Origin of the sequence: Nocardia sp. NPDC004168, from assembly GCF_040610355.1 — a bacterium.
Taxonomy (GTDB): Bacteria; Actinomycetota; Actinomycetes; order Mycobacteriales; family Mycobacteriaceae; genus Nocardia; species Nocardia sichangensis.
This window is the reverse complement of sequence record NZ_JBEXME010000014.1, coordinates 122,785-137,084: the sequence shown is the minus strand read 5'-3', so window position 1 is coordinate 137,084 and position 14,300 is coordinate 122,785. Positions and strand designations below refer to the sequence as shown.

Genomic DNA, 14,300 nt, shown 5'->3' with positions numbered 1-14,300 from the left:
CTTTCGTACTCAGTTGTAGACGGCGCCGAACGACGGAACCGAGATGGTGCCCAACCGGTAGGCGTACCCATCCGGGTTCATGTCGCTGACGGGCACCGACCAACGATGCCACAGCGATCCGTACACCGCGGCGACCACCGGGCCCGCGCCGGTGTCCAGGGCGCGGCTGCGAATGGTGGTGTCCACCGGAACGTCGTTGTGTTCGTAGAGCAGTTCGGTGCCGCTGCGCCCGTTGGCCAGGTTGATCCACAGCGCCTCGAGCTTCGCGCCGCCCTGGTTCGGCGAGATGGTGCCGGGGCCGCCGAAGAACCCGATGCGGAATCCGTCCATCCCGAGGGCGATTCCCGATCCGTACACGCCCGGCCCCTCACCGCGTCCGATATCCGACTGCGCCGGAACCTGGAACGGCTGGGCGGGCAAGGCGACCTGACCTGCCTTCGCGAGCTGTCCGGAGGCGATCAGCCGATCCACCGCCTGCTCCGCCGCCGGATTACCGGCCGCGGCGGTCCGCAGTTGCTGCGCGGCGGCGGACCAATCGACCGCGGCGGGTTGGGCGGCGGCGTGTCCGGCGAAGGGCGCTGTCAACACTGCCGAGGCGGCCAAAGCGGTGGCGAGGCGACGCGTGAAACTCAGTCGTTGCATAACCAGTTCTCCTTGAAGTTTGCTGGTACTGCTCGAGTGAAGATACGTCCGCTGATTCGTCGATCCAGCGACTCAGGGCGATAGGCTGCCTCGGCCGGGGCGCGTCTGTCCAGGGATGAACGCGGATTGGCGTGATCGTGTCATTGACACATCGATGCAGCGGCCTGCCCGTCGACAGCAGCCGCGGTGGTTGTCCTCGTCGTCGGACATCGCGAAGGGAACCGGCCGCGGTCGTCGCCATCATCGCGGGTCTCTTCCAAGGAGCGGTTCGGCGCACTTCCGATAAAACCATTCCGTTTGATCTGCGCAGGCGTAGTGTGGAGTTCTCGAGGTGACCGCCGAATTCGCGGCGGCGGCGATCGTGTCTTCGCGGTACGCCACCCAGTCGGGTGCCATCGATCGCGAGTGAGCGGAGAACCCCGGAATGTATCGAAGTAACCGACCCTCATCTGACCTGTTCAGCCATCGGAGCGAGCCGGTCGATACCAGCGCGCCGATGCCGGGCGCGGTCGATCTGCCCGTATTCAGCGACGCTGTCGCCGCAACTCCTGCCATGGCGACCGACGAAACGACGCAGGCCGCAGGCGGGTGACCGATGGATCCGGCGGCCAGGGCATGGGATCTCGGTTACGCCGCGGGTTGGCGGCTGGTGCGCGCCCTGCCGGAACCACTGGCCGTCCGCCTCTTCGATGTGGGAGCCGAACGCGCGGCTCAGAACGGCGGACCGAACCAATTGCGCCGGAACCTTTCTCGGGTCCTGGGCACCGCGCCGGAGGAGGTGCCGCAGCCGCTGGTCCTGGCGAGCCTGCGCTCCTATGCCCGGTACTGGCGCGAAGCCTTCCGGCTGCCGTCGATGGACCCGCTGAGCCTGGCCGACGCCATCGAATCCTCGGCGACCGGACTCGAACACATCCACCGGGCGGTCGAACGCGGCACCGGAGCCGTGCTCGCCCTGCCGCACAGCGGTAATTGGGACCTGGCGGGGGTCTGGCTGGTGCAGCGCGTCGGCTCGCCGACCGTGGTCGCGGAGCGGCTCGCGCCGGAATCGTTGTTCCGGCGCTTCGTTCGTTTCCGTGAACGCTTGGGCTTCGAGATCATCCCCCTCACCGGCACCGCGACGCCGCCGTTCCCGCAGTTGCTCGCCCGGATCCGGCAGGGGCGGATAGTCGGGTTACTCGGGGAACGCGACTTGTCCGGTACGGGCGTACCGGTCACCTTCTTCGGTGAGCAGGCTCGGCTGCCGGCCGGTCCGGCTCGGCTGGCCATCGACACCGGCGCGCCACTTCTCCCCGTGCACTGCTGGTACACCCCCGACGGCTGGGGATTCCGCGTGGATCCACCTATCGACACCAGCCGTGGAGTGCGTGAGACCACCCAGGCGCTGGCCGATCGATTCGCGGCGGGAATCACCGCCCACCCCGCCGACTGGCACATGCTCCAGCCCCTCTGGACAGCCGACGTCACCGCCGCCCGGCTCGCTCGCCGAAACCCGGACTGAAACGCTCGGCGGTGCCCAAGTCGGCGAGCGAACGCGCTGATACGAGGGGGCGTCTCAGTCGCCGGGCAGCCCCCACGCGAATCCAGCGGCTATCACGAAACAACTGACGATCGAAATGAGAACGATGCTCCACATGGGGGCGAAGAGTACGGAACCCGCGGGGCGAAATCCATAGCTACGCATCACTGAAAGTGTTCGGGGACACGTCATTCGCCTACTGGCGGCGGAGAGAACGAAAATCCGGTGCGAGTCCGAGAAGCTCGCACCGGATTCCGTTGTCGACCGTCTAGCGCGGCGTCACTTCAGCTCGGCGCTGGTCTTGCCCAGCACCCGGCGGGCGACGATGAGCTGCTGGATCTGCTGGGTGCCTTCGAAGATGTCCAGGATCTTCGAGTCGCGGCCCCACTTCTCCAACAGCGTGCGCTGCGAGTAGCCGATGGCGCCGGCCAGTTCGACGGCTTTGAGGGTGACGTCGGTGCCGGTGCGGCCCGCCTTCGCCTTGGACATGGACGCCTCGAGCGAGTTGGGCTTCTTGTTGTCGGCCATCCACGCGGCGCGCAGGGCGAGCAGGTAGGCGGACTCGTAATCGGCTTCCATCCGCAGGAACTCGGCCGCTGCGGCGTGCTGGTTGTTCGCGGGGGTGTCGTAGGAGATCTCCACACCCGCCGCGGTCAGGATCGAGCGCAGTTCTTCCAGCGCGGCGCGGGCCACACCGATCGCCATCGCGGCGACGAGCGGTCGGGTGTTGTCGAAGGTCTGCATGACCCCGGCGAAACCCTTCTCCACGTTGACTTCCGGGCTGCCGAGGATGTTGTCCTTCGGGATCCGGCAGTCCTGCAACAGCAGCACGGCGGTGTCGGAGGCCTTGATGCCGAGCTTGTGCTCGAGCCGCGCCACCGACAGGCCGGGAGCGTCACGCGGCACGACGAACGACTTGATCGCCGCGCGGCCGAGGCTTTTGTCCACCGTCGCCCACACCACGATGTGGGTCGAGCGCTGACCCGCGGTGACGAAGATCTTCTCGCCGTTGAGCACCCACTCGTCGCCGTCGAGCACGGCGGTGGTGGACACGGCGGCGGAATCGGAGCCGAAGGACGGCTCGGTGATCGCCATCGAGGCCCACACCTTGCCGAAGCGCTTCAGCTGCTCGTCGGTGGCGACGGCGGCGATGGCCGCGTTGCCCAGGCCCTGGTAAGGGATCGACAGCATGAGGCCGACGTCGCCCCACGAGGTCTCCAGCGCGTTCAACAGCGCGGACATGTTGCCGCCGTTGGTGTTACCGAGCAGCTCGGTGGCGTGGCGGTCGCCCTCGCTGTCATCCGAGCGGCCACCGGCGGCGCCGCCGATCTTCTGGGTGCCGGAGTCGGCCAAGCCCTCGACCATGGCGGCCATGGTGTCCAGCTCGACCGGGTAGTCGTGCTCGGCGAGGTCGTACTTGCGCGAGATCGGGCGGAAGATCTCCTGCGCGACCTGGTGCGCCTGGTTCGCGCTGGCCCGCAGCTTCTTGGGGAGTTCGAGGTTGATCATGTTGTGAGGTCTCCTGGAAAACGGAACGGGCCGGTCAGATGAGCACGACACCTTCGGCGACGCCGATGGCACGCAGATCGCGGTACCAGCGCTCGACCGGGTGTTCCTTGGTGAAGCCGTGGCCGCCGAGCAGCTGCACGCCGTCGAGGCCGATCTGCATGCCCTTGTCGGTGGCGAGCTTGCGGGCCAGCGCCGCCTCGCGGCCGAAGGACAGGCCCTGCTCCGCGCGGGACGCGCCGCGCAGGGTGACCAGCCGCAGGCCGTCGAGTTCGATCGCGATGTTGGCGACCATGAAGGCCACCGCCTGCCGGTGCGAGATCGGCTCGCCGAACGCCTCGCGCTCGTTGACGTACGGGATCACGTAGTCCAGCACGGCCCGGCCGGTGCCCGCGGCGAGCGAAGCCCAGCCGAGGCGGGCCAGGCGCACGGCGTCGGCGTACTCCTCGGCGCGGGTCGCGGCATCACCGTCACCCAGGATGGCGTCGGCGCCGACCGCGACGTTGTCCAGGATCAGCCGGCCCAGGCCCGCGGCGCGCAGACCCATGCTCGGATCGGCCTCGACCACCAGACCGGGCGCGTCCGATTCGACGATGAACAGCGCGGGACGGCCGTCGAGCTCGGCGGCGATCAGGAACAGTTCGGCGTCGGCCGCGGCGGGCACCAGGCTCTTCACGCCCGAGATGCGGTAGCCGCTCGGCGAGCGCACGGCCTTGGTGTCCAGGGCGAACGGGTCGAACAGGGCGCGGGGCTCGCTGATCACCACCGAAGCCTGCGGCACGTTCTCGCCGGTGAAGGAGGGCAGGTAGGTCTTCTGCTGCGCGTCGCTGCCCCACTGCGCGAGCGCGACCGCGACGCCGCTGGGAGCGAGGATCGGCAGGGCCAAGCCCATGTCGCCGTGCGCCAGCGCCTCGGCGACCAGCGAGTTGGTCACCGCGCCGCGCTCGGAGGCCGCACCCTCGAGTTCCTCGGGGACGTTGATCAGGGTGATGCCGAGCTCGGCGGCGCGCTCGAGCAGGTCGCGCGGCGCCTTGGCGGCGTTGTCGGCCTCGTAGGCGGCCGGGCGCAGGATCTCGGCGGCGAACTCCTGCACCGTCTCGACGATCATCTGCTGCTCGTCGCTGGGCGTCAGGTCGAAGAAGTCCTTGTTCTTCGCCTCGTTGGTGGCCAGGCGCTTCGGCGCACCGCCGCCCGCGACCTTGGCGAAGGCGCGGGTCGCCGCGCCGAGCGTGCGGAAGCCGGTCTTGGTGCCCTCGTAGGTGACGCGCTCGATCGGCTTGCGCAGGTTGTATTTCTCGGCCAGTTCCGACCCGGTAATGCTCGTCATGACCCGCATCGCCGCGCCCATCCAATCCCGCTTGGGATGGTTCAGGCCGACCGCGGACGTGTCTGGACGTCGCTTCGTTGCGCTGTCTCGAGTGCTCATCATCACCTGTTTTCTCGGATGGGTTGGTGCGGTCTTTCCCAGCTATCTTACTCCAGAGTAAGGCTATCTTACTGCTGAGTAAGAAGTGCGTCGAGGTGCAGCATACGCGGTGAATCCGCGCCTTGCTGGACAAGTGCCCGAAGTTGCGTCCCGGGGTCGGCCGTCGCCTCCTGCGCGCGTCGTGCTAGGCCACGCAGCGCGATGAGCTGCGGCTTCGGAACACACGCGGACACTCCGAGCCGGATAGCCGGATCGACCGCCGCCGGTTCGCCGCGATCCAAAGCCATAGCGGCGATCGATGCTGATTCGTTATTCGTCGACAGGGGACATGCGTGCTGTGTGGAGCGATCGGCAGAGCTGGCTCGAACCTGGCGGCGGCGCGGTCGGCAGGCGAGACGAATCCAACGGCAGGTGATGTCGACGGAGGCGGTCGACCGTGGTGCCGTGATTACAATCCGACGCATGTCAGCGATCTTCGACTGGGCCCGGCCGGACAATGTGCAGCCGGAGCCGATCACGGTCGACATCTGGCGCGAGCTTCCGGAAGAGTTCTGCCGCTTGGTCGAAGTGGTGAACGGGGACGCGGTCCGTTGCGAATCACCGAGTAGGGCACATCAGAAAGCCGTCCACCGGCTCTTGGCGATGCTGGAATCGGCGGCTCGTGAATACATGGCCGAAGATCCGTCGGCATGTCTGGACGCCAACCACGACTTCGACGTGGTCCTTTGGGAAGTGCCCCGAGCGACGATTCGGCGTCCCGACATCGCACTGTTCGAGTGCGTGCCAGCGGATGTGCGACCGATGCCTGCACGCCATCTGAAGATCGCCGTCGAGATCATCTCGCCCAGCCATGTCAAAACGGACCGACTCGAGAAAATGGGCGAATACGCCGCTGCCGGAATTCCGTGGTACTGGCTGGTCAGCGTGTCGGACACCGAGGTGACCGCGATCGAGACCTACGGCCTCGACCACAGCGTCGGTCACTACCGGCTCGCCCGCGTGTTGAAGCCGCAGACCGCGTTCGCCGTCGACCTGCCGATCCGCATCCAGCTCGACTGGGACCAGCTCGCCGATCTCGTGCTGTAGCGGGGCCGGAGCCGACTCGTACCCGGTCCGAGCGGGCCGGTGGCGCTGCGGCCACCGGCCCGAAGGATCACTCGCGCACGTAGTACCGCAGCGTCGCGTAGGCCGTGATCCCCGCGAAGACGATGCCGACCGGGGCGATGACGAGCGCGGTCATCGCGATGTCGTCGCCGGTGATGCGGGGGAAGACCTTGCTGGCGAACAGGTCGCCGAGGGCGCGGTCGATCACCAGCGGGCGGGCGATGAGCAGGCCGAACATGGCGAGCAGGGAGCCGGCCAGCGCGGCGACCACGGCTTCGAGCAGGAAGGGCAGCTGGGTGTACCAGCGGGTCGCGCCGACCAATCGCATGATGCCGACCTCGGTGCGCCGGGTGAACGCGGCGATCTGCACCATGTTCGCGATCAGCATCACCGCGGCCAGCGCTTGCAGCACGGCCAGGCCGAACGCCGCGTTGCGCAACCCGTCGAACAGGCTGACCAGCCGGTCCACGATGTCCTTGTCGTTGCGCACCATGCCGACGCCGGGGCGGTCGTAGAACTTCTCGTAGATCGTCGGATAGAGCTCCGCGTTGTCCATCTTGACTCGCAGCGACGCGGGCAACGGCGTCTCGCTGACGTACTTGGCCAGCTCGGGCTGGTCCTTGAACGTCTTCTCCTTGGCCTCGCGGACCGCCTCTTCCCGGTTGAGGAACTGGACCGACTCCACGCCGCTGGTCGCCTTCAGATCCGCCATGAGCGAGCGGCACGGGTCCAGCGAGCAGTCCGGGTCGTTGGCCGACACGTCTTCGGTCAGGTACAGCCGCACCTCGAGCCGGTCCAGGAAGTACTGCTCGGTCTTGTCCGCGATGCGCACCGCCAGCAGACCGCCACCGAGCATGGTGAGCGAGACCGCGGTGGTCAGGATCATCGCGATGGTCATCGTGACATTGCGGCGCAGGCCCGCGAAGACCTCGCCGAACAGGAAGCTCGCGCGCATTACCGGCCCACCCCGTACACGCCCGTCGCCTCGTCCCGCACCAGGCGTCCGTGGTCGAGTTCGACCACCCGCCTGCGCATCGCGTCGACGATGTGGTTGTCATGGGTGGCCATCACCACCGTGGTGCCGATGCGGTTGATCCGCTCCAGCAGCATCATGATGTCGGCGCTGGTGTCGGGATCGAGGTTGCCGGTCGGTTCGTCGGCCAGCAGCACCAGCGGCCGGTTCACGAAGGCGCGCGCGATCGCGACGCGCTGCTGTTCACCGCCGGACAGCTCGGTCGGCAGCCGGTCGGCCTTGCCGCCGAGGCCGACCATGTCGAGCACCTCGGGGACCGTGCGGTCGATGACCTGGCGTCGCTTGCCGATGACCTCCAGCGCGAAGGCGACGTTCTGGTACACGGTCTTCTGCTGCAGCAGCCGGAAATCCTGGAAGACGCACCCGATCCGCTGGCGCAACTTGGGCACCTTGCGGCCGGGTAAGCGGTCGACCCGGAAATCGGCCACTCTGATCTCGCCCGCCGTCGGAGTCTCCTCCTTCAAAAGCAAGCGCATGAAGGTCGACTTTCCCGAGCCGGACGGTCCGATGATGAAGACGAACTCGCCCTTGCCCACATCGACGGTGATGTTGTCCAGCGCGGGTCGCGTCGAGGTCTTGTACGACTTGGTCACGTTCCGCATGGTGATCACGGGGAGCCAGTGTAACCAGCAACCGTTCGCGGCCTGCGTTGTCAACCGTGGGAGACAGTGCGGCGGCGGTCGGTCCCACTCGGCTCAGTGGCCCGGCTGTTCGTTGAACACCGCTGCCGGAACAGCGTTGACCAGGGTGGCCGGAGCGGTGGTGGTCTCCTCGGGTTTGACGAATACGTACAGCACGAACGTGGCGACCCAAGTTGCCATCAGGATCGCCGTGGATCTACGTGGTCTCACTGATTCCCTCCCGGCGCAGCGCCGCGGCGACTCGTACCCGCAGCTCGCGTCCGACGTCGAACTGTTTACCCGGCAACGTCCGGGCAACCATTCGGATGTTCATCTGGTCGACGGTCAGGTCTTCCACACCCATGACGGTGGGCTCGTCCAGCAGCAACGGCTTCAGGCGAGCGTCCTCGTACGCCTTCGCGCCCACCTCGTGCAGGATCTCGTTGACCCTGGTGATGTCGGCGCTGGCGGACACCGGAACGTCGATCGCGGCGCGCGCCCAATCCTTCGACAGGTTCGTGACCTTCACGATCTGGCCGTTGGGCACGGTGATCACTTCACCGTCGGCGTTGCGCAATGTGGTGATCCGCAGCGTGACGTCCTCGACCGTACCTTCGGCCTGCTCCGCGGCTCCGGTCACGGCGATGCGGACCACATCGCCGAACCCGTACTGCCGCTCCGTGATCAGGAAGAATCCGGCGAGGATGTCCTGCACGATGCGCTGCGCGCCGAAACCCAGCGCGGCGCCGAGCACCGCGGCGGGCGCGACCAACCCGGTGACGGCGAAGCCGAGCCGCCGCAGCACCTCCATGGTGATCAGCACGTAGACGATGGTCAGCACCACCCAGGTGATCACCTGGGCGAGCGCGTGCCGATGCTTGGCCGCCTCGGTGCGCACCAGCGCGTCGCTGCTGCGGAATCCCGCGTCGATCCTGCGGGTGACCCGGTCCCGCAGGTAGGTGGCGAGCCGGCTGAACAGGATGGCGCCGAGGATGAGCAGCACGATCTCCAGGCCCGAACCGCGTAGCCACGTGGTGAAACCGGTGGAAGCGATAGCCTGGATGCCCGCGACATTCATCTAGCTCGCCTGCTCTCGCATTCGCCAGCGGATCCCCGACTCGATGAACCCGTCGATGTCGCCGTCGAGCACCGCCGACGGGTTGTTCACCTCGTAGTTCGTCCGCAGGTCCTTGACCATCTGGTACGGGTGCAGCACGTAGGAGCGCATCTGATTGCCCCAGGACGCGCCCTCGTTGGTCTTCAGCGCGTCCATCTCGGCGCGCTCTTCCTGCCGCTTGCGTTCCAGCAGCTTGGCCTGCAGCACCCGCATGGCCGAGATCTTGTTCTGCAGCTGCGATTTCTCGTTCTGACAGGTGACCACGATGCCGGTGGGCAAGTGGGTGATCCGGACCGCGGAGTCGGTGGTGTTGACGCTCTGGCCGCCGGGGCCCGACGAGCGGTACACGTCGACGCGGATCTCCGTCTCCGGCACCTCGATGTGGTCGGTGGTCTCCACCACGGGAAGCACCTCGACCTCGGCGAAGGAGGTCTGGCGGCGGCCCTGGTTGTCGAACGGGCTGATCCGCACCAGCCGGTGCGTGCCCATCTCGACCGAGAGCGTGCCGTAGGCGTAGGGCGTCTTCACCGCGAAGGTGGCGCTCTTGATGCCCGCTTCTTCGGCATACGAGGTGTCGTAGACCTCGACCCCGTACTTGTGCCGGTCGGCCCAGCGGATGTACATGCGCATGAGCATCTCGGCCCAGTCGGCGGCGTCCACGCCACCGGCGCCGGAGCGGATGTTCACCAGCGCGTCGCGCTTGTCGTACTCGCCGGACAGCAGCGTGCGGACCTCCATGGCCTCCACGTCGCTGTGCAGCGCGGCGCGCTCGGCGTCGGCCTCGGCGAGCGCGTTGGTCTTGGCCTCGCCCTCTTCCTCTTCGGCCAGTTCGTAGAGCACCGGCAGATCGTCGAGCCGCTGACGCAGCTCCTCCACCCGGCGCAACTCGCCTTGGGCGTGCGACAGCTCACTGGTGACCCGCTGGGCGTGGTCCTGGTCGTTCCACAGCTCGGGGTCGGCGGCCTGATGCTCGAGCTCGTCGATACGACGACGCAGCTCGTCGATGTCGAGGACCGATTCGACCGTCTTGAGAGTGGCGTCGAGTTCGGCGAGATCAGCGGAAACGTCAGGATGCACGATCGTCAAGCCTAGCTGCCCCTCTTCGGCCGCAGCACACGAGTGCGCGCGGTGTGACCGGGGACGGCGCCTGCGCGGGTTGCTCGCGCCCGGCGCGGGCCGAGCGGGCGGATCGCCGGGACGTCGCGCGCTCGCTCGACAGCCCGCGCCGGGCGGGTGAGCTGTGACGGACGCCTCATGGGTTTCTACCCTAAACGGCGACCGCGCTTGGCGCAGTTGGTGTTTGGAATTCGCGGCGGAGATGCTGCTCCGGCCACGCGACGGGATGCCGGTCGTGCCTGATTAGTCGTCGTGCCGGGCGGACGGTTTGTGCGCGAGGGGAGCGGTGTGGCGAACTCCACTCGTGCGGCCGCGGATCGCCGCCGCTCGGAGCTCACGCAACTGCTCGACGACTCTCGGCCAAGCCGATTCCGCCGTGCCGATTCGGCCGTGCCGATTCGGCCGTGCCGATTCCGGCCGAGGTGATTCCGGCCGAAGCGGCGATCGGCGTGCTCGGCAGCCGAAACCCCGTGGCCGAGGAGGGTTCGCCCGGGGGACTTGCGCCCACGGCAGAGCGTTTCGCCGTTCCGGCTGGTCACAGCCGATATCGGGGGTGCGGCCACCGGGACCCCGACGGCGAGCGCAGGGTTGTGGAAGCACCGCGCCGCTTCCGGCTTCCTCACCCCGCGGGGTCAGAGATCAATATGCCTGGTCGGCTCCTGCCGCGCGCGGGCGTACTCGATTTACCGCGATCGATCCCGGCTGTGCCATGAGTGGCCCGCTCAGCCCGAGACGGCCCGCAGTCCACCCGGGCGGCGTCCGGCGAGTGCGTCGAGGGCCGCGGCGGTGGCGTCGTCGGCCGGTAGATAGACGATCACCCGCTGGTCGTCGTCGGCGGAGAGCTCCAGGAACTCGTAGGCCAGGCGCAGCGATCCGGCTTCGGGATGGGCGAGGCGGGTGATGCCGGTGGCGGCGGCCAAACTCGGCACGGTGTCGACCCGGTCGGCGAACGCCGGGCCCACGGTGACGGTGAGCTCGTCGGCGAGCGCGGCGATATGCGAGTCGGCGCGGAACGGGCCCTGCTTCAACGTCGCGACCGTCTCGTCGGCGACGTGCTCCCAGTCCGCGTATACGTCCCTGGATCCAGGGACGCAGAAGACGAAACGTGCCAGGTTGGGCGGGGTATGCGGCCCGTCGAAGAGTCCGGTCGGCGCCATCAGCCGGTGGTAGGCGCCGGTGTAGGCGAGAACCTCGGTGAGGCGATTGACCACGACGGCGGGCGTCGGCTCGAGCCGGTCCAGGATCGCGCGCACCGTCGGCCGCACCTCGCGCAGCGGCTGCGCGTCCCCCATGCAGGTGAAGCCGCTGTCCACCGACTTGGTCAACCGGTGCAGGTGCACGCGTTCGGCGGGGCTCAAACGCAACGCGTCCGCCAGCGCGGAAAGCACCGGAGGGGAGGGACGCCGGTCGCGCCCCTGCTCCAGGCGCGTGACGTACTCCACGCTCACACCGGCCAGGGTGGCCAGCTCGGCGCGGCGCAATCCGGGGGTGCGCCGCCGCGCGCCGGTGGGCAGGCCGACTTGGGCGGGCGTCACCGCCTCGCGGCGGGTGCGCAGGAACAGCCCCAGCTCGTTGTCGCTCACCTGTCGAACCTAACAAGGCGAAACGCTCGGAGGGTGTCCCTGCCACTACCACTCTTACGGCGGTCTCCCTGTTCCACGTGCCCGGCAGCAGATTGAGTGGGCGGCCCGGCCGGGCCGTTCTGTGATCCGAGGAGGAAACAGCATGTCCAACGCCCCACTGAAGCTCGCGGTGATCATCGGCAGCGTCCGCGAGGGACGTTTCGGGCCGGTCGTGGCCACATGGTTCACCGAGCAGGCGCGGCGGCACGGTTCGTTCGAGGTGGACGTCATCGACTTGGCCGAGGCGGACATCCCCTGGGAACTGCCCGCGGTGCCGCCCGCGATGGATCCGGACCCGCAGCGACCCGAAGGGATGACCGACCTCACGCGCAGGCTCACGGCGGCCGACGCCTTCGTCATCGTCACGCCCGACTACAACCGCAGTATCCCCGCGTCCCTGAAGGCCGTCATCGACTGGCACTTCACCCAGTGGAACGCGAAAGCGATCGGTTTCGTCGGCTACAGCGGAGCGTCCGGCGGCCTGCTCGCCATCGAGCACCTGCGGCAGATCTTCAACGAGCTCAACGCGCACACCGTGCGCAACTACGTGTCGTTCCCGCGCTACTACCTGCTCTTCGACGACGAGGGCAAGCCGAGGGAGCCGCAGGAGCCCGCGGCCGCCGCGACGGCGATGCTGGATCAGTTGCACTGGTGGGCGAGCGCGTTGACGGCGGCGCGATCCCTGGAACCCGTGGGGTGAGCGCCGGGCCGATAGGGTGCGGGGCGTGGCTGTGTACTCCTCCGACCTCGAACTCGCCCTGCGGCTGGCCGATACCGCCGACGAGATCACGCGGGCTCGCTTCGGTGCGCTCGATTTGAAGGTCGACGCGAAGCCGGACCTGACGCCGGTGTCGGATGCCGATCTGGCCGTCGAGCAGGCGATCCGGCAGGTGTTGTCCGAGGCGCGGCCGGACGACGCGGTGCTCGGTGAGGAATTCGGTGGCGCCGCCGAATTCAGCGGGAGGCAATGGGTGGTCGACCCGATCGACGGCACGAAGAACTTCGTGCGCGGAGTGCCCATCTGGGCGACGCTGATCGCCCTGCTGGAAGACGGTGAACCGGTCGTGGGCGTGGTGAGCGCGCCCGCTCTGGCACGGCGCTGGTGGGCAGCGGCGGGATCGGGGGCATGGTCTAGTTTCGAAGGGCGTGCCGCGCGAGCGATCTCGGTCTCCGCCGTGGGTGAGCTGGGTTCGGCCAGCCTGGCATTGTCCAGTCTTTCCGGCTGGCGCGACCGCGGCCTGCGCGAGCAGTTCATCACTCTGACCGACGATGTGTGGCGTGTGCGCGGCTACGGCGATTTCTTCAATTACTGCCTGCTCGCCGAGGGCGCCGTCGACATCGCCACCGAACCGGAGGTCTCCCTGTGGGACCTGGCCGCGCTGGACATCCTCGTCCGCGAAGCGGGCGGGCGTTTCTCCTCGCTGAACGGTGCACCCGGCCCGCACGGTGGCGACGCCATCGCCACCAACGGCCTGCTGCACGATGAGGTCCTCGACCGCCTGCGCGGCTGACCGCACTCGCGATGTTCGGAGCTAACCGGCCCGCCACGGGGTCGCCGGCGTGAGGTCGATCCCCGCCGGAGGACGCAGGCGGCGCAGCGTGCCGTCCATGCTGGTGACGAACAGCGCCCAGGAGTCCCCGTCACGGTCGATGCGCACCGACGTGGCGCCGTCCGGTGGGTTGCGCACCGGAGCGGGTTTGATCAGGCCCGTGATGATCGCGCACGTTGCGCCGGTCGCCGTATCCACCCGATAGACGGCGCCGAGTATGTGATCGGCCACGAACAGCGCCCCCGCCTTGGTGGCTTCCATATCGTCGGGCAGAGCTACCAGGTCCGGGATACCGGAGACGGTGGTGGGATGAGCCGGATCGTCCAGCCGGACGCGGAGGATCTGCAACGTCATGGTGTCGACGTAGACCGATTCGCCGTCCGCGGCCAGCGCGAGGCCGTTGGCGGGCGGCAGCACCGACCAATCCCGTTCGTACTCGCTGGTCGCCGGCCAGTAGCGGGAGATTCCGTTCGACCCGCCGAGGCCGATCGTGGTGAACAGCAGGCTGCCATCGGGAAGCAACAGCAGGCCGTTGGGCCCGTTCAGCCCGGTGAGCAGAACCTGCACGGCGCCGGTCTCGGTGTCGTAGCGCTGGAGTGTGCCCGGCGGTTCGCTGAGCCCGTCTCCGGTGAGGAAGTAGACGTAGCGTCCGGCGACGCGCACGCCCGCTGGGCGGTACAGGTTCGCGACCAGCTTCTCCAATCGTCCGGCCCGATCGACGTGCGCCAAGTAGCCGTCCATCAGACCGGTGACGTAGAAGCCGCCCCGCCCGTCGGAATCGAGATTCTCCAGATTGCCGACCCCTTCGACCACCGTCGTGGTCTCCCAGCCGTCCGAGCACCTGGAGGGGAATGTCTCCGCCCGCGCCGTCGGTATCGCCGCGGTGACTCCGGCAGTCACCGCGACGGCGCTCAGCACCGCGGCGCACGCCCGAATCCCTATCCGTTTTGCCATGAGCGACAACATAACAGCGCCGGATCCCGCGAGCAGGCCGGCGAACTTCGCTCGAGTGGAGAAAACGCGAGGTCGGCGCGCTGTGACGGAAAGC

At 68.0% G+C, this 14,300-nt stretch carries 14 protein-coding genes; 4 read left to right on the top strand and 10 right to left on the bottom strand.

Going from position 1 to position 14,300, the window contains the following annotated elements; genetic code table 11:
* Positions 1-9: 9 nt before the first annotated feature.
* The gene (locus ABZW96_RS24035) at positions 10-642 is read right to left on the bottom strand and encodes a hypothetical protein (RefSeq protein WP_355077876.1); all 633 of its coding nucleotides are present in this window, start codon (positions 640-642) and stop codon (positions 10-12) included.
* 595 nt (positions 643-1,237) lie between these two features.
* On the opposite strand from ABZW96_RS24035, the gene ABZW96_RS24030 reads away from it, so the two are divergent.
* Complete coding sequence (locus tag ABZW96_RS24030; RefSeq protein ID WP_355077875.1) at positions 1,238-2,140, top strand: phosphatidylinositol mannoside acyltransferase; 903 nt, start codon at positions 1,238-1,240, stop codon at positions 2,138-2,140.
* Between the two features lie 297 nt (positions 2,141-2,437).
* Here the strand turns inward: ABZW96_RS24030 and ABZW96_RS24025 are convergent, their stop codons facing one another.
* Together ABZW96_RS24025 and ABZW96_RS24020 are read right to left on the bottom strand one after the other, a co-directional pair.
* Positions 2,438-3,667, bottom strand: a complete 1,230-nt coding sequence (locus ABZW96_RS24025; protein WP_355077874.1) for an acyl-CoA dehydrogenase family protein — start codon at positions 3,665-3,667, stop codon at positions 2,438-2,440.
* A 34-nt stretch (positions 3,668-3,701) separates the two neighbouring features.
* Complete coding sequence (locus tag ABZW96_RS24020; RefSeq protein WP_355077873.1) at positions 3,702-5,093, bottom strand: acyl-CoA dehydrogenase family protein; 1,392 nt, start codon at positions 5,091-5,093, stop codon at positions 3,702-3,704.
* Between the two features lie 411 nt (positions 5,094-5,504).
* Between ABZW96_RS24020 and ABZW96_RS24015 the strand changes: the two genes are divergently transcribed.
* Positions 5,505-6,176: a Uma2 family endonuclease gene (locus ABZW96_RS24015; RefSeq protein ID WP_355077924.1), complete on the top strand. Its 672-nt coding sequence runs from the start codon at positions 5,505-5,507 to the stop codon at positions 6,174-6,176.
* A 67-nt stretch (positions 6,177-6,243) separates the two neighbouring features.
* Here the strand turns inward: ABZW96_RS24015 and ftsX are convergent, their stop codons facing one another.
* The 6 genes from ftsX to ABZW96_RS23985 all read right to left on the bottom strand — a co-directional run bounded on the left by ftsX (position 6,244) and on the right by ABZW96_RS23985 (position 11,663).
* Positions 6,244-7,149, bottom strand: coding sequence for a permease-like cell division protein FtsX (gene ftsX / locus ABZW96_RS24010; RefSeq protein ID WP_355077872.1), 906 nt, complete (start codon positions 7,147-7,149; stop codon positions 6,244-6,246).
* On the bottom strand, positions 7,149-7,838 hold the full coding sequence (gene ftsE, locus ABZW96_RS24005) for a cell division ATP-binding protein FtsE (RefSeq protein ID WP_039800068.1): 690 nt from the start codon (positions 7,836-7,838) through the stop codon (positions 7,149-7,151). The genes ftsX and ftsE overlap by 1 nt, the downstream gene beginning before the upstream one ends.
* A gap of 84 nt (positions 7,839-7,922) precedes the next feature.
* On the bottom strand, positions 7,923-8,048 hold the full coding sequence (locus ABZW96_RS24000) for a hypothetical protein (protein WP_355077871.1): 126 nt from the start codon (positions 8,046-8,048) through the stop codon (positions 7,923-7,925).
* 16 nt (positions 8,049-8,064) lie between these two features.
* Positions 8,065-8,925, bottom strand: a complete 861-nt coding sequence (locus tag ABZW96_RS23995) for a mechanosensitive ion channel family protein (protein ID WP_355077870.1) — start codon at positions 8,923-8,925, stop codon at positions 8,065-8,067.
* Positions 8,926-10,041, bottom strand: a complete 1,116-nt coding sequence (gene prfB, locus ABZW96_RS23990) for a peptide chain release factor 2 (RefSeq protein WP_355077869.1) — start codon at positions 10,039-10,041, stop codon at positions 8,926-8,928.
* Positions 10,042-10,802: 761 nt separating this feature from the next.
* Positions 10,803-11,663, bottom strand: coding sequence for a helix-turn-helix transcriptional regulator (locus ABZW96_RS23985; RefSeq protein ID WP_355077868.1), 861 nt, complete (start codon positions 11,661-11,663; stop codon positions 10,803-10,805).
* Positions 11,664-11,805: 142 nt separating this feature from the next.
* Here ABZW96_RS23985 and ABZW96_RS23980 point away from each other — a divergent pair, with 142 nt between their 5' ends.
* Positions 11,806-12,402: an NAD(P)H-dependent oxidoreductase gene (locus tag ABZW96_RS23980; RefSeq protein ID WP_355077867.1), complete on the top strand. Its 597-nt coding sequence runs from the start codon at positions 11,806-11,808 to the stop codon at positions 12,400-12,402.
* Positions 12,403-12,427: 25 nt separating this feature from the next.
* The gene (hisN, locus tag ABZW96_RS23975; RefSeq protein ID WP_355077866.1) at positions 12,428-13,213 is read left to right on the top strand and encodes a histidinol-phosphatase; all 786 of its coding nucleotides are present in this window, start codon (positions 12,428-12,430) and stop codon (positions 13,211-13,213) included.
* Between the two features lie 21 nt (positions 13,214-13,234).
* Here the strand turns inward: hisN and ABZW96_RS23970 are convergent, their stop codons facing one another.
* A complete protein-coding gene (locus tag ABZW96_RS23970) occupies positions 13,235-14,206 on the bottom strand; it encodes a hypothetical protein (protein ID WP_355077865.1) in 972 nt (323 codons plus the stop codon).
* Between the last annotated feature and the right edge of the window lie 94 nt (positions 14,207-14,300).